20 protein-coding genes are annotated in these 20899 nt (G+C 35.0%); 17 read left to right on the top strand and 3 right to left on the bottom strand.

The window, feature by feature from the left end:
- Nucleotides 1-98: 98 nt before the first annotated feature.
- From CQ046_RS18030 to CQ046_RS17985, 10 genes are all read left to right on the top strand, one after another.
- On the top strand, nt 99-530 hold the full coding sequence (locus CQ046_RS18030; RefSeq protein ID WP_105703611.1) for a VOC family protein: 432 nt from the start codon (nt 99-101) through the stop codon (nt 528-530).
- A gap of 78 nt (nt 531-608) precedes the next feature.
- Nucleotides 609-1022 carry an SRPBCC family protein gene (locus CQ046_RS18025; protein ID WP_105703610.1) on the top strand — a complete coding sequence of 138 codons (414 nt, stop codon included), beginning with the start codon at nt 609-611 and terminating at the stop codon, nt 1020-1022.
- Nucleotides 1023-1057: 35 nt separating this feature from the next.
- Nucleotides 1058-1297 (top strand): DNA-directed RNA polymerase subunit alpha C-terminal domain-containing protein, encoded by a 240-nt coding sequence (locus CQ046_RS18020; protein WP_228406990.1) that lies wholly within the window; start codon nt 1058-1060, stop codon nt 1295-1297.
- Between the two features lie 141 nt (nt 1298-1438).
- Nucleotides 1439-2305 carry a VOC family protein gene (locus CQ046_RS18015; protein WP_105703609.1) on the top strand — a complete coding sequence of 289 codons (867 nt, stop codon included), beginning with the start codon at nt 1439-1441 and terminating at the stop codon, nt 2303-2305.
- A gap of 47 nt (nt 2306-2352) precedes the next feature.
- Nucleotides 2353-3186 (top strand): SDR family oxidoreductase, encoded by an 834-nt coding sequence (locus tag CQ046_RS18010; protein ID WP_105703608.1) that lies wholly within the window; start codon nt 2353-2355, stop codon nt 3184-3186.
- 130 nt (nt 3187-3316) lie between these two features.
- Entirely contained in the window at nt 3317-3745 is a 429-nt protein-coding gene (locus tag CQ046_RS18005) for an ATPase (RefSeq protein WP_105703607.1), read from the top strand.
- A 112-nt stretch (nt 3746-3857) separates the two neighbouring features.
- The gene (locus tag CQ046_RS18000; protein WP_105703606.1) at nt 3858-4316 is read left to right on the top strand and encodes an SRPBCC family protein; all 459 of its coding nucleotides are present in this window, start codon (nt 3858-3860) and stop codon (nt 4314-4316) included.
- 67 nt (nt 4317-4383) lie between these two features.
- A complete protein-coding gene (locus CQ046_RS17995; RefSeq protein WP_105703605.1) occupies nt 4384-4842 on the top strand; it encodes a DoxX family protein in 459 nt (152 codons plus the stop codon).
- Between the two features lie 172 nt (nt 4843-5014).
- The gene (locus CQ046_RS17990; RefSeq protein ID WP_105703604.1) at nt 5015-7018 is read left to right on the top strand and encodes an alpha/beta hydrolase family protein; all 2004 of its coding nucleotides are present in this window, start codon (nt 5015-5017) and stop codon (nt 7016-7018) included.
- Nucleotides 7019-7171: 153 nt separating this feature from the next.
- A complete protein-coding gene (locus tag CQ046_RS17985; protein ID WP_105703603.1) occupies nt 7172-8134 on the top strand; it encodes a pepsin/retropepsin-like aspartic protease family protein in 963 nt (320 codons plus the stop codon).
- A gap of 55 nt (nt 8135-8189) precedes the next feature.
- On the opposite strand, the gene CQ046_RS17980 is transcribed toward CQ046_RS17985, so the two are convergent.
- Both CQ046_RS17980 and CQ046_RS17975 read right to left on the bottom strand, forming a co-directional pair.
- Entirely contained in the window at nt 8190-8876 is a 687-nt protein-coding gene (locus tag CQ046_RS17980; protein ID WP_105703602.1) for a response regulator transcription factor, read from the bottom strand.
- Nucleotides 8866-10248: a sensor histidine kinase gene (locus tag CQ046_RS17975; protein ID WP_105703601.1), complete on the bottom strand. Its 1383-nt coding sequence runs from the start codon at nt 10246-10248 to the stop codon at nt 8866-8868. Before CQ046_RS17975 ends, CQ046_RS17980 begins: the two co-directional genes overlap by 11 nt.
- Nucleotides 10249-10418: 170 nt before the next feature.
- Here CQ046_RS17975 and CQ046_RS17970 point away from each other — a divergent pair, with 170 nt between their 5' ends.
- The 6 genes from CQ046_RS17970 (at nt 10419) to CQ046_RS17945 (ending at nt 15898) form a co-directional block, all read left to right on the top strand.
- The gene (locus tag CQ046_RS17970; protein WP_105703600.1) at nt 10419-12419 is read left to right on the top strand and encodes an alpha/beta hydrolase family protein; all 2001 of its coding nucleotides are present in this window, start codon (nt 10419-10421) and stop codon (nt 12417-12419) included.
- Between the two features lie 383 nt (nt 12420-12802).
- Nucleotides 12803-13357 carry an RNA polymerase sigma factor gene (locus CQ046_RS17965; protein WP_174774444.1) on the top strand — a complete coding sequence of 185 codons (555 nt, stop codon included), beginning with the start codon at nt 12803-12805 and terminating at the stop codon, nt 13355-13357.
- Between the two features lie 11 nt (nt 13358-13368).
- Nucleotides 13369-13701, top strand: a complete 333-nt coding sequence (locus CQ046_RS17960; RefSeq protein ID WP_105703599.1) for a hypothetical protein — start codon at nt 13369-13371, stop codon at nt 13699-13701.
- A 91-nt stretch (nt 13702-13792) separates the two neighbouring features.
- Nucleotides 13793-14050 carry a hypothetical protein gene (locus CQ046_RS17955; RefSeq protein WP_047385468.1) on the top strand — a complete coding sequence of 86 codons (258 nt, stop codon included), beginning with the start codon at nt 13793-13795 and terminating at the stop codon, nt 14048-14050.
- A 147-nt stretch (nt 14051-14197) separates the two neighbouring features.
- A complete protein-coding gene (locus CQ046_RS17950) occupies nt 14198-14842 on the top strand; it encodes an alpha/beta hydrolase (RefSeq protein WP_105703598.1) in 645 nt (214 codons plus the stop codon).
- Between the two features lie 408 nt (nt 14843-15250).
- Complete coding sequence (locus tag CQ046_RS17945) at nt 15251-15898, top strand: J domain-containing protein (RefSeq protein ID WP_105703597.1); 648 nt, start codon at nt 15251-15253, stop codon at nt 15896-15898.
- 238 nt (nt 15899-16136) lie between these two features.
- On the opposite strand, the gene CQ046_RS17940 is transcribed toward CQ046_RS17945, so the two are convergent.
- Entirely contained in the window at nt 16137-17300 is a 1164-nt protein-coding gene (locus CQ046_RS17940) for a DcaP family trimeric outer membrane transporter (protein WP_165790549.1), read from the bottom strand.
- A gap of 446 nt (nt 17301-17746) precedes the next feature.
- Here CQ046_RS17940 and gcvP point away from each other — a divergent pair, with 446 nt between their 5' ends.
- Nucleotides 17747-20605: an aminomethyl-transferring glycine dehydrogenase gene (gcvP, locus tag CQ046_RS17935; RefSeq protein ID WP_105703595.1), complete on the top strand. Its 2859-nt coding sequence runs from the start codon at nt 17747-17749 to the stop codon at nt 20603-20605.
- Nucleotides 20606-20899 lie beyond the last annotated feature (294 nt).

Raw genomic sequence — 20899 nt, 5'->3', positions numbered from 1 at the left:
TTAGCGACTCTAATTTCCTAATCCCTTTTTTTATTTCAAATAAAAAATATAATTTTTGAAAAAGTCAAGATGACTTCATAACTTTAAAATTAAAAATCATGGCTAAATTAAATCCGTACTTAAATTTCGACGGAACAGCTGAAGAAGCGTTCAATTTTTACAAAACTATTTTTGGGGGTGAATTCGTTGGAGGAATCCATAAAATGGGTAATGCTCCCGGTACAGAAAACCTTTCGGAAGAAGAAAAAAACAGAGTAATGCATATCGCTTTGCCTATTGGAGGAGATCTTTTAATGGCATCAGATATTGTACCTGGATTTGGGCAGACTCTTACCGTTGGAAACAATAATTATGTGTCTATTTTCCCTGATTCCAGAAACGAAGCAGACAGAATTTTTAAAGAACTTTCTGATGGAGGAAATGTAGAAATGCCGATTGAAGACCAATTCTGGGGAGACTATTTTGGCTGCTTTCAGGATAAATACGGTGTTCATTGGATGGTGAACTATAATGAAGAATATGCAAAATAATCTTATATTTAACTAATGATAAAAAAGAGGTGCCCATTTTTTGGGCAGCTCTTTATTCAAACTTAAAAATATAGAACTATGGATCCAATTAAAATAGACATTACAATTTTAGCTCCGGTTGAAAAGGTTTGGAATTATTTCAATGAGCCTAAACACATTACGAAATGGAATTTCGCCCATGAAAGCTGGCAATGTCCTAGTTCTGAAAATAACCTGAAGGTAGGAGGCAAATTCAAACACAGAATGGAAGCGAAAGACAAAAGTTTCGGATTCGATTTTGAAGGAGTATATGATGAAATTATTCCTCATGAGATCATCAAATATCACATAGAGGACGGACGGAAAGTAGAAGTTGTTTTCGATAAAATAGATGAAAATACAACGAAAGTTATTGAAATTTTCGATCCGGAAAAACAAAATTCTGTGGAAATGCAGCGGGATGGCTGGTATGCTATCCTGAATAATTTCCACAAATATGTTGAGAATCATTAACAATATTTTTTGTAACCATGATCAATCTAGTTATCATGTCAAAGAGTTTAAATTCTATGTATGCTTTTAATTATGACTCTGCAGAAGCATTCCTCCATGGAGTTATTGCAATGCGTGCAAGAAGAGCTTTAGAAAAAGAAAAAATAAATTCTTTGGAAAAACTTTCAGATTATTCCGAAAAAGAAATCATGCAGCTCCATGGTTTCGGTAAAAATACGATGATGAAACTGAAAAATTACATGGAAGAAAATCAGATGTGCTTTAAAGAAGCATAAAATAAATATACAACTGAAAATTTTACATTGTCTTTGCACTAAGATGGAGAAAATCGTTTCAATGCAAAGGCATTAGATATCTTTTGCTGTTGTATAGAGAAATCAAAATATAAATACATCCCCTTATTAAAATATAAAATTATGAATAACGATATTTTCCCATGTCTCTGGTATGATGGAGACGCCAAACAATCTGCAGAATTTTACTGTAACGTTTTTGGAGGCGAAATTACAGCAGATACTCCTGTAGTGATGAATATTGATTTGTTTGGGCAAAGACTGATGCTTCTGAACGGAGGTCCGCAATTCAAAAAAAATGCTTCTATTTCTTTCATGGTGATCTGTGAAACAGAAGACGAAGTTCAAAAATATTGGGATCAATTATTGGAAGGCGGTATGGCTTTGATGGAACTGGGACCTTACTCATGGAGCTCAAAATACGGATGGGTGCAGGATAAATATGGAGTAACGTGGCAGCTGTTTTTGGGAGAAAAAGCAAGTGAGCAGAAAATAATTCCTACTTTAATGTTTATCCATCAGAATAATGGAAAAGCAAAAGAAGCAATGGATCTTTACACAAAGACTTTTCAAAACTCAAACATAGGAAATATACTGAACTATGGAGCCGGAAGCGAAGGGCATGACAGCCCGGAGCCTGCGGAAAATGTTCAGCATGCTCATTTTACGATTGATAATTACAGTCTGTTCTGCATGGACAATTCTTATGATCATCAGTTTGATTTTAACGAAGGAATTTCATTAGTAGTAATGACAGATGATCAGCAGCAAACCGATCATTACTGGAATACTTTTACAGCAGACGGAGGAAGAGAAAGCATGTGCGGCTGGCTGAAAGATAAATACGGAATGAGCTGGCAGATTGTTCCTAAAAGACTCATCCAGTTAATGAACGATGCTGATCGTGAAAAAGCTTACAAAGTAGTCCAGGCAATGATGAAAATGCAGAAAATTATTATCCAGGATTTGGAAGACGCTTATAATTCTTAATCCATTTCGGCTTATTGTTTGATATGATTTAGAGAAAAGATTTGCTTATGAAAACACAGAACAAATCACAATCTAAATCAAAAGTCCCTAAAGAAGGGCTGTTTCCGGAAATTATCCGGAATGATTATCAGGGAAGCCGGAAACTGCAGGGTAAAAAAGCGGTTATTTCTGGCGGAGACAGTGGCATAGGACAGGCCGTAGCTGTTCATTTTGCGAGAGAAGGAGCAGATGTTGCCATCATTTATAAAGAAAGTGATGACGATGCCAAAGAAACAAAAAAGCTGGTTGAAAAAGAGGGACAGAAGTGCCTTCTAATCAAAGGAGATCTTACGAGAAAAGCTTTCAGAACAAAATGTGCAGACAAGATTAAAACGACTTGGAAAAAGTTTGATATTCTTGTCAATAATGCAGGAATCCATACTTCCAAAAGCAGTCTGGAAAAAATCTCTGATGAACAGATTCAGGAAACATTTGATACCAATATCATTTCTATGATTTCTTTCACCAGAAATTTTCTTCCAATGATGGGAAAAGGAGGACGGATTATCTGCACAACCTCTGTCACAGCATATCGCGGAAGTGATCATTTAATTGATTATGCGGCCACCAAAGGAGCTGTTTTGTCCTTTATCCGTTCATTGGCTGATAATCTTGCAGAAAAAGAAATTTTGGTCAACGGAATTGCGCCGGGGCCTATATGGACTCCGCTTGTAAAAGAAGCTTTTGATGATCTTTCCAAGTTTGGAAAAGACACTCCGCTGAAGCGTGCGGGGCAGCCATCAGAAGTAGCTCCAGCTTACGTTTTTCTTGCTTCCAAAGACGCAAGTTATATCACAGGAGAAATCATTCACATTAACGGAGGTGATTTTGTCGGAGGATAAATGAGAAATAGAGGTTAGAAATCAGAAGCTAGAAATGATTACCAATAATTATCTCACCCTAAAACCCTCTGACTCTCAAACCCAATCACCTGCAACCTATTATCTACAACCTAATACCTTAAAAAAATATATGGAAAGACTATCATACGAAATAGAAATCAATGCCGAGCCAGAAAAAGTATGGAGTGTCCTTTGGGGAGATATTACCTACAGACAATGGACAACAGCATTTACAGAAGGTTCTTTTTATGAAGGAACTCTGGAAGAGAATAATATCGTCAAATTTCTTGATCCCAAAAACAACGGAATGTACAGTAAAGTAGAAAAAGTAATTCCTAATGAAGAAATAAAATTTCTGCACCTCGGGGAGATTTATGATGGTATTGAAGTTCCTCAGGATTGGGGAGAGGCTACAGAAGCTTATTTTCTCGAAGAAAACGAAGAAGGAACTTTATTGAAAGCAGAGATTCAAACTCCGGCAGAGTTCAAAGAATTCTTTGAAGAGAAATTTCCGAAAGCAATGTCAATTGTGAAGCACCTTTCAGAAAATCAACTGTAAATAATTCATTTTGAATTAAAAATAAAAATCATTTCGGTTGTGAGCTTGCTTCATGAACTACGTTCGAAAACCTTCAGTTTTTGCTCGCAATGACCACTAAAAAAAAAATAAAATGGAAACTTTATCATACGAAACAGTAATTGATGCTCCCATGCAGAAAGTCTGGGACATTCTCTGGAATCCTGAAACATATAGTGAATGGACAAAATATTTCGGTGCAGGATCTGTCATGAAATCCGATTGGAAAGTAGGAGGAAAGACCTATTTTCTCAATGCTCATGGTGAAGGAATGGTTTCAACCATAGACAGTCTGGACGAGCCTAATCAGATCGTGTTCAAACATCTGGGAATGATAGATAAAGAAGGTCATGAGGACACCCAGAGCAAAGAAGTAATGGAATGGAGTGGCAGTTTTGAAAAATATTTCCTGATAGATTTCGATGGAAAAACAAAGCTCCATACGGAAGTTCAGGTGGAAAAAGAATGGCAGGAACATCTTAACACAGGCTTTACAAAAGGTCTGATGGTTGTAAAAAGTCTTGCAGAAGGAATAAGCCTTGGTTCAGTGTAAAGAATTCAAAATTTAAAATTCAAAGTTTAGAACTGCTACCTGCCACCTAAAACCTAATCCCTAAAAAATGAAATTACTCGTTATACTTTTCGCAACATTTATTCTGGCTTTGCTGGGAACTTTTTTGTTTCAGGGAAAGCCAGATTTTATATTTTCAGGAAATCTGGGAATGGCTGTATTTGTTCTATTTACAGGCTTTTCTCATTTTAAGTTTCAAAAAGGAATGGCTATGATGATCCCGGATTTTATGCCTGCAAAAATGTTTTGGGTATACTTTACGGGAGTTCTGGAAATTGCAGCAGGAATCGGACTTATGATTCCGGCTATTCGTGAAATAACAGCTATTTTGCTCATTATTTTTTATATCTTGGTTTTTATAGCCAATATCAATTCTTCCAGAAAAAAGATTAATATTTTTAAAGCAGATTACACCGGTCCGGGAATGAAATACCTTTACAATCAAAGGATTCCCATGCAGATTATCTTAATCGCTTGGACATGGTATTTCGGGATCTATTTACACTAAACAAAAGACAGTCAGTAAGGCTGTCTTTTTTATAAAATCATAATTTTTTCATTAATTGATAGAAATACTGTAACGTTTTAGGGGTATAGTGTGTCTTATTATATAAATGCATCTATTTTTACTGTTCTAAAAATTAAATGCTTATATAACTTTAACCTTAAAAACAGAAGTTATGAACCTAAATCACAACATTTTCGGTACAGCCCTTATTGTACTATCTACCATCATGACCAACGCACAGAGTTCTACTGCCAAACTGCCGGGAGATCCTACTTTGCCATCTTCCAAAGCCAATCTTGAAAAGCTTATTTCTTATGATAAAGGAAACTTTAAATACAAAGTGGAAGATTACTTTGCAAGACCAAAAGCTTCAGCATTTAAAATTTCTCCTGATGGGAAATATCTTTCCTATAAAGAAAAAGATCAGGATAAAAAGAATCATGTGTATGTAAAAGATCTGGCAACAGGAAAAATCAATAAAGCCATCGTAGAAAAAGACGATCTTGTCAGAAACTATGGCTGGCTGAATAAAAAACGTCTTTTCTATACACAGGATAGAGGCGGAAATGAAAATATTCATTTGTATGCTACAGATATTGATGGAGGAAATCAGAAGGATTTGACCCCATTTGACGGAGTAAAAGTACAGTCAATCATTCCTATAAAAGATACGGACTTCGTTGTCGTTACCCTCAATAAAAATAATAAGCAGATCTTCGAACCTTTTAAGATCAATTTCGTTACCGGGGAAATGACCCAGTTATATGAAAATAAAGATGTCAATAGCCCTATTGACGACTATCTTTTTGATAAGGATGGAAATTTGAGAGGGTATAGCGTTCTTGAAAACGGGTTAACTACAAAAACCTATTATAAAGATCTGCAGACAGGAAAATTCAATCTGATTAAATCGGCAGACTGGTCTGATACCTTCAGTATTATAGAATTTAATGAAAATTCTAAAAATAAAGATGAAGCCTATGTAGCAACTAATCTTGACAGTGATAAAGCAAGAATTGTACTCTATGACCTGAAGAAAAATGCGGTGATTAAAGAAGTATATTCTAATCCTGTATATGATGTAAGCTCAATAAGCACTGCTGGTAAAAACAGAAATTATGAGCTTGATCTTATCAGCTATGAAGGGGTTAAAGGAGAAACCGTTCCGGTAAGTAAATTTTATAAAGAAATTCATGACCAATTAAAATCTCAGTTCGGAGACAAAGAGTTCGGTATTGCTTCTTCTGATGATAACAATGATAAACTTTTGGTTGTTGTAGGAAGTGATAAACTCTACGGAACGTATTACGAATATGATACAAAAACGAAACAAACCAAGCTTCTTTACAACCTGATGCCTCAGCTTAAGGAAGAAGATATGGCTGAGATGAGACCTATCGAATTTAAAAGCAGAGACGGATTAACCATTCATGGATATATTACCCTGCCTAAAGCTGCACTGGAAGGTAAAAAAGTTCCTTTGATTGTAAACCCTCACGGCGGGCCTCAGGGAATCAGAGACCGATGGGGATTCAATCCGGAAACACAGCTGTTTGCGAGCAGAGGATATGCTACGCTTCAGGTCAATTTCAGAATCTCCGGAGGATATGGAAAATCATTCCAGAAAGCCGGTTACAAACAAATCGGAAGAAAAGCCATGGATGATGTGGAAGATGGTGTAAAATATGCCATTGAACAAGGTTGGGTAGATAAAGATAAAGTAGCCATTTATGGAGGAAGCCACGGTGGATATGCAACATTGATGGGGCTGATTAAAACTCCGGATCTGTATACCTGTGGAGTGGATTATGTAGGTGTATCTAATATTTTCACCTTCTTTGCTTCATTCCCGGAATACTGGAAACCATACAAAGAAATGGTAAAACAAATCTGGTATGACCTGGACAATCCTGAAGAAGCTAAGATTGCTAAAGAAGTTTCTCCGGTATTCCAGATCGACAAGATCAAGAAACCTTTATTTGTAGTGCAGGGAGCAAATGATCCAAGAGTAAATATCAATGAATCTGATCAGATTGTAAAAGCAATGCGTGCCAAAGGTTTTGAAGTTCCTTATCTGGTAAAATATGATGAAGGACACGGGTTTGGAAAAGAACCAAACAGAATAGAACTTTACAAGTCGATGTTAGGATTCTTTGCAGAAAATTTTAATAAATAAACTATTAATCTTATAAAGATGGAAACGGAAGGCAAAGGCTTTCCGTTTTTTTGTTTTAGCTATCTTGATAACACTATTTAACATTACATAACCATTTGATAACTAATAAAAACAGGCTTTCTGCGGACATTTGTGATATCAAAAAACATTATTATGATAGCATTGTACAGATTATTTATGGTTATGATCTTAATGATCCTTAGCATTTTTATAAAAGCTCAAGCCAATATTGTAGAAAAAGATAATACCAGCAGCAGTAAATCTGCAGAGCTTTTGGCTCCTTCGAAAACGAATACCCGTGAACGTATAGAAATACATTTTACGGTTTATAATGGAATTATTTATGTGCAGGCCTCTCTTAACGGAAAGGAAGGTACATTTATATTGGATAGCGGAGCTCCGGATCTTATCCTCAACTCAGATGCAGAAAATATAGAATACAACTCATCCTATAAAAGTGAAGCCAGTGGAGTAGGCGGAAAAGTAAAAAAAGCAGGCTCAGCCCATATAAAATCTTTTTACTGGAATGGTATTACTCTTTCTGAAGGAAATGTGCTTTCCGTCTCTATGTCTCATTTGACCAAGAAAAAGATTTTAGGTTTAATTGGTTACAGCGTATTTGATGATTATGCATTAACGTTTGATTATAAAAATCACAAAATTATTGGACTATTAAATCCTTCTTTAGCTCAGGAAAAAGAACTGAACGGTGAACTTATTGCCACTATTCCGTTTGAAATGTATAAGCATATTCCTGTTTTTTCGATGGAAGTCAATGGTAAAGTGTATAATATGGGATTAGATTCAGGAGCGGCTGCCAATGTTCTTTATGAAAAATATGTTCCTGAGCTGAAAGAATCTATCATCAGATATAAAGAAAGTGATCTTACGGGAATAGGAGGAAAGACAAAAGCGAAAAAAGGCCGTATTAAAAGATTAAAAGTTGGGGATGTCAACTACGAAAAGCTTGGGTTTATTTTTGAAAATGATATGCTTAATGGTCTCAACCATAAAAGTACAGTAAAGATAGATGGCTTATTAGGATATGAATTCCTAAAGCAGTACATCACTACTGTCGATTTTAAAGCGAAAGAAGTCCGTATTTATAAAAAATAACATTCATTCATTTATAATAAAAACTGCTGCAAAGGATTTCCTTGCAGCAGTTTTTTTAGCTTATTATTAAACGGTAGCCGGTAGCTCTTATGTTGATAATGCTGATCCTCGGGTCTTCAGAAAGGTATTTCCTCAATTTTGAAATAAAGACATCAAGGCTTCTGCCGTTGAAAAAATGATCATCACCCCATAATTCCAGCAGTGTTTCTTTTCGGGGTAAAAAACCATCCTTGCTGGTAGCCAGACGGTAAAGGATTTCTCCTGATCTCGGCGAAAGCATCACTTCTTTATCTTTATAAGTCAGTTTGTACGTGCTGTGATTGTACTCATAACTTCCTACAGTTATGTTATTTGTAGGGGGTCCCTCAGAGATAGAACGTTTGAGAATCCTCCGAATCCTTGCATTTAATTCTTCAATACTAAAAGGCTTTCTCATATAATCATCTGCTCCCAAAGAAAATCCTTTAAGCACATCCTCGGTTAAAACCCGTGCAGAAATAAGAATCAAGGGAGTATGATCATTCCTGTCTCTTATCTCTCTAAGAAAGCTGTAACCATCCAGTTGTGGCATCATGATATCAGCAATAATGATGTCAAATTTTTCGTTTTTAACAGCCTCCAGTCCTTCAATTCCATTGTTTACCCATTGTATGGAAAAATTCATTCTTGTGAGCATATCAGTAGTGATTTCCCCCAGATCCGGATCGTCTTCTAAATATAATACTTTAGCTTTATGATTCATATAACGGGAGATTTAGTTCCATGACAGTACCTGCAGATTCAGGTTTTAATATACGGATGCTTCCATTTTGTTTTTTTAAAGAACTTTTTACAAAACTCAAGCCTAATCCAAAACCTTTTACATCATGTAGATCACCATTTGTAATTCGAAAATAAGTTTTAAATACTTCCTGGAAGTATTTTTCGGGAATCCCAATTCCATTATCTTCTATTTTTATAATAATACGATTACGAGCACGCTCGGCTGAAATTATAATTACAGGCTGCTTTTCCGTATATTTTAATGAATTGTCCAATAAGTTTAAAAATACCTGTTTCATTTGCTCATAATTTCCCTTAATATCTATACTCCTATCAATATCTTGGAATATAACTTTTGCCTGGCTTTTTATAGTAATACCAGAGAGTATTTCCTTTACTTCTTCCAGTAAAGTTAATAAATTTATACGAGTAAGTTTTAGTACTTCTTTATTGTTGTCTGCTTTTGTATTTTGGAGAATTGTTTCTACAAGAGAAGAAAGTTGAGTACTCGCTCTTTGAATACTTTTCGCATATTTTCTGGCTCCTTCCGGTTCATTTACTATATTATATTTTTCAAGCCCTTCTGCTGCAATCAGCAGTGTGGAAATAGGTATCTTAAGCTCATGCGTCATATTCCTTGTAAAAATTTCTTTGTTTTTAAGCAGTTTTTGATTCAATGTTAGATTACGGAAAAGTATAAGAATTGTACCAAGAAAAAGAATAATGTACAATATGGAAAAAATGATAGGCCAAAGCATTTTGTGAGTTATTATAATACCATTTAGATTCTCAATATGTATTCTGCATGTACTATGGTCTAATAGTGCGATAGGCTCGGTAGTGTTTGTGTTTTTGATGGAACGGTTCAAAGGATAAGTACGTTTTGATTTTTTGCTTTCATAATAAACAGTTATATCTGCATGAACCAGTTCAGGTATATAAGACCTTATTTCGTTGTATAGGATGTAATCCATTCTATTTCCGTCTTTAAAAAATGTATTTCCGTCTTTAATTGTTATTGTATCATTTTTTTTGTTCTTTACGGTTGTTTTTGTTTTTAATTTTGACTTGGTATTTGGAATAAATATTTGTGATTTATTATTGATGGATTGAATATTAGTAAAGGATACTTTTCCCGGACCAAAAATAGAATCTATTTTCTTAGGGCCTATAGGCAAGCTACGGATTAACTTATTCATAAAAACTTGTGTCATTTCAAATTTTGTCTGTTCCAAAAACTCTTTCTTTTTATTTTGAAAACTATTCCACAGCCAATACCCCTGAAATGTAAAAACAACAATACAGGCCACTATAAATAAAGGTTTACCAAAGTTTGTAAATAATGTATTCATAAGATTATATAACTAATCGAAATTACGCATTACGAAATAAAAAAGAATAGCACAATAACACTATTTAACACTATATAACATAGTGATAACTTATATCTGAATATTTTCGGAGGAAATTTGCAGTACCGAATTGAGTTATAAAGAAATGTTTAATAGTAAAAATATAAATAATGAGTTTAAAATTTAAAATCTTTGGCATAGCTTCAATCATGCTAAGTACAATAATAATTAATGCACAGAGCAGTAGCAAATTACCGGGAGATCCTACGCTTCCCTCAACTAAAGTCAGTTTGGAGAAACTTGTTTCTTATGATAAAGGAACGTTCAAATATAAAGTTGAAGATTATTTTGCAAGACCCAAAGCATCGGCATTTCAGCTTTCTCCAGACGGTCAGTATCTTTCTTATAAGGAAAAAGATAAAGACGGCAAAAACCACGTCTATGTAAAAAATATTAAAACAGGAAAAATTACAAAAGCCATTGAAGAGAAAGATGACGCAATTAGTGGTTACGGATGGCTTGATAAAAAACATCTTTTCTACGTTCAGGATAAGGGAGGGAATGAACAATTACATCTGTATTCTGTTGATCAGGATGGTAATAACCTAAAAGATCTTACCCCATTTGAAGGTGTTACACTTGGTTTTTTCAAGATAATAAAAGATACAGATTTTGTTATTATTACAATGAATAAAAACAATAAGCAGATTTTCGAACCTTTTAAGATCAATTACAAAACAGGAGAAATGGTTCAACTATTCGAGAATAAAGATCCTAAAAATTCTATTCGTAATTATATTTTTGATAAAGACGGTAACTTACGAGGATATGTAATTCTTGAAAATGGAGTAATAAAGAAAACATATTATAAAGATTTGAAGACAAGTAAATTTAGTCTTATTAAATCAGCAGACTGGAAAGACACATTCAGTATTATTGGCTTTAATGATCATTCAAAAAATAAGGATGAGGTATATGTAACTACAAATTTAAACAGTGATAAACTAAAAATTGTACTCTATGACCTGAAGAAAAATACTGTTATAAAAGAAGTGTATTCCAATGCTACATTTGATGTCAGTTCAATAGGCTTAGCTGAAAAAAATAGAAATTACGAATTAGATTATATCAGTTACGATGGAATTAAAGATGAAACAATTCCGGTAAGTAAATTTTATAAAGAAGTTTATACCAGGCTGAAATCCGAGTTTGATGATAAGCAATTTTATGTAGCTTCTTCTGATGATAATGAGAATAAACTTCTTGTAAAAGTTAGTAGCGATAAACTATATGGTAAATATTATGAATATGATACTAAAACCAAAAATGTAAAGCTTCTTTATGATCTTATGCCTCAATTGAAAGAAGAGGATATGGCAGAGATGCGACCAATAGAATTCAAAAGCAGGGATGGATTAACAATTCATGGTTATATTACTTTACCAAAAGCTGCCTTGAATGGCAAAAAAGTTCCTTTGATTGTTAACCCTCACGGTGGTCCTCATGAGACCAGAGATATTTGGGAATTCAATCCCGAAGACCAGCTTTTTGCAAGTAGAGGATTCGCCACACTTCATGTGAATTTCAGGATTTCAGAAGGATATGGGAAAGAATTCGTACAGAGTGGATATAAGCAGATTGGTAGAAAGATAATGGATGATGTGGAAGATGGAGTAAAGTATGTTATTGAACAAGGATGGACTGATAAAAATAAAATTGCCATTTATGGAGGAAGCCATGGAGGTTATGCTACATTGATGGGATTGATCAAAACTCCTGATTTATATACTTGTGGGGTAGATTATGTAGGAGTGTCCAATATCTTCACCTTCTTCGATTCATTTGCGGAATATTTGAAACCATTGAAAGAAAAGATGAAACAAATCTGGTATGACCTTGACAATCCTGAAGAAGCCAAAATTGCTAAAGAAGTATCTCCTGTTTTCCAGGTTGATAAAATTAAAAAACCTTTGTTTGTAGTGCAGGGAGCTAATGATCCAAGGGTAAATATCAACGAATCTGACCAGATGGTGAAAGCAATGCGTGCCAAAGGTTTTGAAGTTCCTTATATGGTAAAATATGATGAAGGGCATGGGTTTGGAAAAGAACAAAATAGAATTGAACTCTATAAATACATGTTAGGCTTTTTTGCTCAGAATTTTAATAAGTAGTAAACTAATTATTTTTTTATATTTTCAGAAACGGGGAGTTCTTACTTTCCGTTTCTTTTTTATTATCTCAGACAAAATCAGGTACATTATTATTCATCAATTATTATTGATCACCCCTAGCCCCGATAGCAGCAGTTACCCCGGAGTATGAGTGGGAGAGTCGGAGGGTAAGAGTGTGGGATAGTGGGGCATGAGGAGTATGAGCGGATAGCGGGAAAAGGCTTCTGAAAAAATAATAAATAGATAAATTGCTGATAATTTGATGAATAAAATACCGATGGATAAAAGAAAAATTGATTTCTAAGAAAAATATTTTAAATTTATTAAAGTAAAACCAAAAGATCAGCCGTCATAGCAATATGGAGGTTGTCGAAAAAATAACAATGCCACAGAAAGAGAAAGAAAGTATCATCTCGCAGACCGTTTCCAACTACGGAGGGAAGCTGATGTCTTATATCCGTCCGAAAGTGAAAAACACGGAAGATGCGGAAGATATTCTTCAGGAAGTGTGGTATCAGTTCAGTAGCCTTACGAATATTTCGGAGATCGTAAATGTTGGTGGGTGGCTATACAGAGTAACGGCGAATAAAATCACAGACCGTTACCGTAAAAAGAAAACAGAAAATCTTGAAGATTTCGTATATGAAGATGAAGACGGCAGTTTTTCTATCAAGGATATTCTTTTGCTGGATGAGAGCGCAGGCCCTGAAGTAAAGATGTTTCAGGATGAGATCTGGAAAAAACTGTTTGAAGCATTGGATGAACTTCCCGAAAAACAAAGACTGGTCTACGTAGAAAATGAACTCAACGACAAAACACTCCAGGAGATTGCCGATGAACAGGGAGAAAACATCAAAACCATCATCAGTAGAAAAAACTATGCTGTGAAGCACTTGAGAAACAGGCTGAGAAAGCTATACGAAGATTTAAAAAGTTAGAAAAAGAAATTATGAATCATAAACACAAAAAGGGTTGGATTTTTTTATTGTTATGTCCACCATTAATTTTAGCCGCAGTTACATGGATTGTAATGCTGCTTTGGAATTGCCTTCTTCCGGAGATTTTAGGAGTGAAAACGATTAGTTTCTGGCAGGCAATGGGAATACTGATCCTAAGCAAAATTCTTTTTGGAGGTTTCCATTTCGGAAAAGGAATGAAAGACCTCAAAGAAAGAAAAATGAGAGAAAAAATGGAAAGCTGGTCTCCTGAAGAAAGAGAAAAATTCAAAGAAGTATGGAAAAATAAATGTTCAGGGGGATTCTTCAACAGAAACAACGAATAATTTGAAATTTTTAAAGAAGTAGTAAAGTAAAATTAAAATTCATTCGTCTCTATAAAAAACAAGAAGTAGTAAAATTTAAAATTTTGAAAAAATGAAAAATTCAGCATTAAAAGGAGCTCTAGGAGCACTAGCCGTAGTAGGTGTAGCCTTAATCGCTAAAAAAGCAATACAAAGAAAAAGATTTATCAAAGGTATTTTTGATGAATATGGAATCAAAGAAAAGTCACCTTTCGGACTGGCAGATAAGATCAGAGAAATGAATGATGAAGATTATCAGGAGCTGAAAGGGAAATTCAAAAAAGAATTCCATTCAAGATGCTGCAAAAAGGATAACACCTGCGAAGCATAATAAAAGTAAAAACTAAATTGAAATTGTTACATTCCGGTGCGGGAAGCTTTGCTTCCCGCACCGGAATTTTTTGTTTAAAAAAGTCATTAAAAATGCTTTTTAATACTACATTTGTTTCTTTGTTATTATTAAAAGCTATTTCCGGTTATGATGAAGTTCAAGAATATTTTTGCTGCAGTGTTTTCTTTTTTCTCAATGTTGATGTTTGGTCAAAAATCACAGCAAAAACAGTATATTTTCTTTTTGCATAATAAATTTCTGGAAGACCATTCGTTTGAAGAAAAGCATCCAAAATATGGGGTTGCAGAATACGAAACCATACTCAACAAATTAAGAGATCATAATACCGTTACTATTTCAGAGAAAAGAAAAACGAATACAGACCCTACAGTTTATGCTGAAAAGGTAAGGAAACAGATTGACAGCCTCATGAAAAAAGGAATTCCGGCCGGAAGGATTACTGTTGTGGGAACATCTCAGGGAGGATATATTGCACAGTATGTCTCTTTTTATGAGAAAAATCCACAATTGAAATTTGTGTTTATCGGAGCCAGTTTTAAAGATGATTCTTTGGAAAAAGATAAAAACTTTAAGCTGTATGGGAAAATTCTTTCCATTACAGAGAAGTCGGATGATGGACATGTACTTTTATCAAAAGAACAAAGGTTTATCAGATCTGATATTAAAGATTTTAAAGAAATAGAGCTTAACACGGGTTTACAACATGGGTTTCTTTTTAAAGCACTCAATGATTGGATTACGCCTGCTAAAGATTGGACTTCCCGGAAATAAATTATAATTATATCTTGTAAATAAATTAGTATTGAAGATAATTATATGTAATCATCTGTGTGATTTGTGAAATCTGTGGGAAAAAATCTTTAACAGAAAGTTGAGATTCCTTTGAACTACGTTCGAAAACCTTCAGTTTTTGCTCGGAATGACAAAGTTGCTATAAAATTATGCACGTCATTTTTAGAGAAGTACAATTTTATCGGAAATAAAATCCTTGCGCCTTAGCAGCACCCGCCTTATAGAATTTTTAGCGCCTTTGTGTTTTCCAACAGACAGCTTTATAAATCATATTAAGATTGCTTTATCTTTGATTCGCAATGACTTTATAACCCCTATTTTCCAACAAAATTTTTGTGATAAATATCAAACACAAAGAAAAATAAATCCTTATTTTTGTAATGCTCAATGAAAGATTACTACTATTTTCTCGGCATATCCCAGGATGCTTCTGAAGAAGACGTCAAAAAAGCGTATCGAAAACTGTCCTTAAAATATCATCCCGATAAAAACGACAATGACGATTTTTTTGCAGACCGATTCCGTGAGATTCAGGAAGCTTATGAAACCTTGAGTGATTCTGTCAGAAGACGTGCTTATGATCAAAATCTTGAAAATCATCAGCGAAGTTTCAGGTATAATATTCCGCCTGCAATCAAAACTTTTACAGCAAATAAAATTCATGCGAAAAAAGGGGAGGAGATTATCATCAACTGGCAGACGAGTAATGCCGATGTAGTGAAGGTATTGCCTTTCGGATTAGAAAAGCCGTATGGAGAAAGGATCTTTAAGATCACAGAATTTAAAGATGGAAAATTCCAGCTTCTGCTTCATGTAACCAATTCACTTTTACACAAAACGGTAGTACAGGGAATTACCATTACAGAAGTTTTTGAAAATGATTCTGAAAAGTTCAAAAATTCGGTAGAAGAAATGTTTAAACCGCAACCAAGAACGAGAATCAATAAAACAGGCCAGCCTAAAATAATGATGCTGATCTGGGGAATCATCATTATAGCAATTGCTATTTATATGCTGATCAGAAATTTCAGCTGATTATGCCATTTTCTTTCTTCCAGGGCACTTTTTACATCTTTTTCCTTTCTTGAACTTTTTGCAGCAAGACTTCTTTTCACAGAACATCTCTTCGTTATTGAATGAGTAAGGCGCCAAAGGCGGAACTTTAAATGGGACAATCATATTCATGTTGCAAATATATTAATTTAGAATAAATATAATTAATAAAATTTCATAAAAAATTGCAGGCCTGAAAATTAGACCTGCAATAGGGGCATTATTTAAATGAAAATGAAGTTGAAAACTGCAGTCTGAAGGCATTCGCTTTCATCTCTCCAAAATTTTCAGTCATTGCATAATTTCCTTCCATTCCTATTCTCAGATTTTTATAAGGCTTATAAATAAGATTGATTGCCGCATTCTGAAAACGTTTCATCATGCTATTGGTAACCGCCGAATTGGAACCCATCTGTGAATAACTATAATAAACCACAGAGCTCCATTTAAGAGACCACCAATGCTCATAGATTCCTACTATATTGAAAAGGCTTAACGTTTCTGCTGTATTGCGCTGTGGATCAAAAACAGCATCATAACCTTCTCCGCTCAAAACAAGGTTATTCCTTGCAACCCCTTTTCCGTATGAAGTCTGAAATCTGAAATTATCAAGACCATTCACATATTTTCTGAGCGAAACAATTCCTCCAAATCCTATTTTTGTATACCCTTTTTCCTGATTCTCATAATTAACAGGAGATAGTGTACCACCCAACTTTACATAATCTTTGGTATTTCCATAACGATACATACCCGTTACAATTGGGATCAGGCTTTTTTTCTTCCATTCAGTATGATTGCCTGGTATTGTCATACTTACTTTTCCCGGATCTTCCAATGAGAAAGATAAAGTCTCTTTATCAGAAAGCTTTTCTGTGTATCGAACTTGCATGGAACGGTTAAGCATTGCTCCGTTGGCTCCGTTAAAATCAAATATATTGGGGAAAATCTCAGAATCACTGAAATTGCTCCACGTTTGGCCTATTAACCATTTTTTCCATTGAACATAGGCATGTCTTAATCTAGGAGAAGTAGTTCCGTTAGATCCATATAAATCAATTTCTACATAAGCAGAAACCGGAGAGTCTCCATTTTGATCAGTCTGTTTAAAACCTAACCCCACTTGGGATTGTCTTACACTGAAATAACTGGACATTGAATTATGCTGCGGGATAACAATAGAGGGAGCCACAATCCCGTCTTTAGCTCCCATTTCCTGAAAGTTCAGCATCGCATCTGTTTGTACAAATCCTTTTAGATAAGCAGACCATTTTCTTCCGGAAGCATCTGGTTCAGTATTCGCGATAGCTATTTGGGCATTTGCCTTTGCCTGAAATAAAATCAAAACAATAGTAATCCGTGCGGGCATGATATGCCTGCTCATTTTTTTTCTCATCATCTGCGTAATCTATTGATGTGGTATATAAATTATGTTCTCATGTGAAATTGAATTTATCAGTGATTAATTTTAAAAATTTTCATAGTTTGTGATCAGTTTTTTTTCACCTTACCGTGATTGTTTGCACGAATGTACAAATGCTGTTAGAAATACCTTAAGCGAAAATTTTAATGTTTTTATGAGGTATTTGGAAGATGGAAATCAAAAAAATGGACAAAAAATAAAAGGAATATTCTTTAGAATTTAATTTTTCTAAAATGAAATTCATTAAACAGTGATATAATTATTTTTGTTTTTTAACATTTGAAAAGACTTTATCCCGGAATTTTAAGAATTTTTAAGAAAATGTCTGCCTTTTTTCTATGTTGTGAAATCGCTTAAAAAATCGTAATTTTACGAATCTTTTTACAAACAAAATCTAATAAATAAAAATGAATACAGAACAGTTTGTGAGCCGTCACATTTCCCTTAATGAAGCCGATAAGCAGGCGATGTTGGAAAAACTTGGCGTTTCTAGTATTGAAGAGTTAATTTCTCAAACCATCCCATCTTCTATCCGTTTAGAGAAAGATCTTGAGATCTCGGAACCACTTTCTGAATACGAAATGTTGAACCATTCAAAAGAATTGGCATCAAAAAATACAGATTATACGAGTTATATCGGTTTTGGATACCATAATACACTTTTGCCTTCAGCAATTCAAAGAAATATTTTTGAAAACCCTAGCTGGTATACTGCTTATACACCTTACCAGGCAGAAATTGCACAGGGTAGACTTGAAGCTCTTCTTAATTTCCAGACTGTAGTATGTGACCTTACAGGTTTTGCATTAGCCAATGCATCACTTTTGGATGAGTCTACTGCTGCAGCTGAAGCAATGCATATGTTCTTCAACAACAGAACGAAGGATCAGAAAAAAGCAGGAGCTAACAAATTCTTTATTTCTGACCTTGTACTTCCTCAAACAGTTTCTGTTTTAAAAACAAAAGCTGAAGGTTTAGAAATAGAAATCGTAGTAGGAGATCATAAAACGCACCAGTTTGATGGTTCTTATTATGGAGTTTTATTACAATATCCTGGTAAAAACGGAATCGTTCTGGATTATACTGAAGATATCGTAGAATACAAAAAACTTGATCTTCAGGTGGCAGTTGCTTGTGACCCGATGGCTTTGGTTAAATTAAAGTCTCCTGCAGAAATGGGTGCTGACTGTGCGGTAGGTACTACACAGAGATTTGGTATCCCATTAGGATATGGAGGTCCTCACGCAGCTTTCTTTGCTTGTAGAGAAGATTATAAAAGAGATATCCCGGGAAGAATCATCGGGGTTTCTCAGGATATGTACGGAAGACGTGCATTAAGAATGGCATTACAGACAAGAGAGCAGCACATCAAAAGAGAAAAAGCTACTTCAAACATCTGTACAGCTCAGGTTCTATTGGCAGTAATGGCAGGGATGTATGCTGTTTACCACGGACCAAAAGGATTAAACTATATCGCAGATCAGATCCACTTTAAGGCAAATGCTTTGAAAAATGGTCTTAAAGCATTAGGATATCAGGTAGTAGAAGAGCCTATCTTCGATACTGTAAAGATGACTATGCCTGAAGAAGAGAAAGCAAGATTGGTAAGATTGATGCTTGATCACAGACTAAACCTAAACTACTTCACAGAAGGGGTAGTAAGTATTGCGATCAACGAAAGTACAACATTAGAGAAATTAAATGATCTGATGGCCTCTTTCGCTCAGTTTAAAGACAAGCAGACCTTCAAATTAGAAATCAAAGAAGGATACAGTATTCCTGAAGAAAATTTAAGAAAAGATGAAATTCTTACAGAATCTGTATTCAACAAATACCATACGGAAACAGAATTGATGCGTTACATCAAGCGTCTTGAGAGAAAAGACTTATCATTGACTCATTCAATGATTTCTTTAGGATCTTGTACCATGAAACTGAACGCAGCAACTCAAATGTTACCGCTTTCATGGGAAAACTGGGGAGCTGTTCACCCATTTGTACCTGTAAACCAGGCTGAAGGATATCAGGAAATGATCCGTGAATTAGAGAAAGACTTAGCAGAAATTACAGGTTTTGCAGGAACTTCTCTTCAGCCAAACTCTGGAGCTCAGGGTGAATATGCAGGATTAATGGTGATCAGAGAATATCACATTTCAAGAGGAGACCACCACAGAAATGTAGTATTGATTCCTCAGTCTGCTCACGGAACAAATCCAGCTTCTGCTGCAATGGCAGGAATGAAAATCGTAGTCGTGAAAAACCTTGAAAACGGGGAAATCGACTTCGAAGATCTTAAAGCTAAAACAGAACTTCATTCAGCAAACTTATCAGCTGTAATGATCACTTATCCTTCTACTTACGGATTCTTTGATGCTAACATTAAAGAAATTACCAACCTTATCCACGAACATGGAGGGCAAGTATATATGGATGGTGCGAATATGAACGCTCAGGTAGGATTTACAAGTCCTGGAAACATCGGAGCAGACGTTTGCCACCTTAACCTTCACAAAACTTTCGCAATTCCTCACGGAGGTGGAGGTCCTGGAGTAGGTCCAATCTGTGTTGCTAAACACTTAGTACCTTTCCTTCCTTCTAACGCGAATATCAGAATCGGGTCTAAAGAAGCTATCGAAGGTATTTCTGCTGCACCATACGGTTCAGGATTAATTCTTAACATCTCTTATTCTTATATCAAAATGTTAGGAACTGAAGGTCTTAAAAAGGCTACAGGACACGCGATCATGAATGCTAATTACCTGAAAGAAATTTTAGCAGAGCATTTCCCAATCTTATATTCAAATGAAAACGGAAGAGTAGCTCACGAATGTATCGTAGATTTCCGTCAGTTCAAATCCTTAGGAATTGAAGTGGCTGATGTAGCGAAGAGATTAATGGATTATGGTTTCCATGCTCCTACCGTTTCTTTCCCTGTTGCAGGTACATTGATGATTGAGCCTACAGAATCTGAAAGCAAATCTGAAATTGACCGTTTTGCAGAAGCATTGATCTCTATCAAAAAAGAAATCGATGAAATTGCTAATGGAGAAGCAGATGCAGCAAACAACGTATTGAAAAACGCTCCTCACACAGAACAACTGGTAATCTCTGATTCTTGGGATAAACCATACAGCAGAGAAAAGGCAGCTTATCCGCTGGAGTGGGTAAGAGACCACAAATTCTTTGCTTCTGTATCAAGAGTAGATGAAGCTTACGGAGATAGAAACTTGGTATGTACTTGTGAGCCTATTGAAGCTTATATGTAATCTCAGTTTTTTAACTATAAAAAATCCCTTTCAGCAATGAGAGGGATTTTTGTTTTATAGTCATTGCGAGCAAAGCGAAGCAATCTCAAAGCTCGACGATATCTTTATTTTTCTTTGATCATTTGTTCTAGTCTAGACATCATGTCATCCTTTTCCTTCAACATTCTTTCATATTTGGTTTTTTATCAAAGATAATTAACGGAGTTGTAAATTGTTTATTTTTTCGTAGTTTTTATTTGCCTCAAAGTCAGGAGACTTTGCGGAGCATGTTTATTAGGTTTTGGTGAAATAACA

Source organism: Chryseobacterium sp. MYb7, assembly GCF_002979455.1.
Lineage (GTDB): Bacteria > Bacteroidota > Bacteroidia > Flavobacteriales > Weeksellaceae > Chryseobacterium.
The sequence above is the reverse complement of the archived record's forward strand: the minus strand, read 5'-3'. Positions and strand labels throughout refer to the sequence as shown.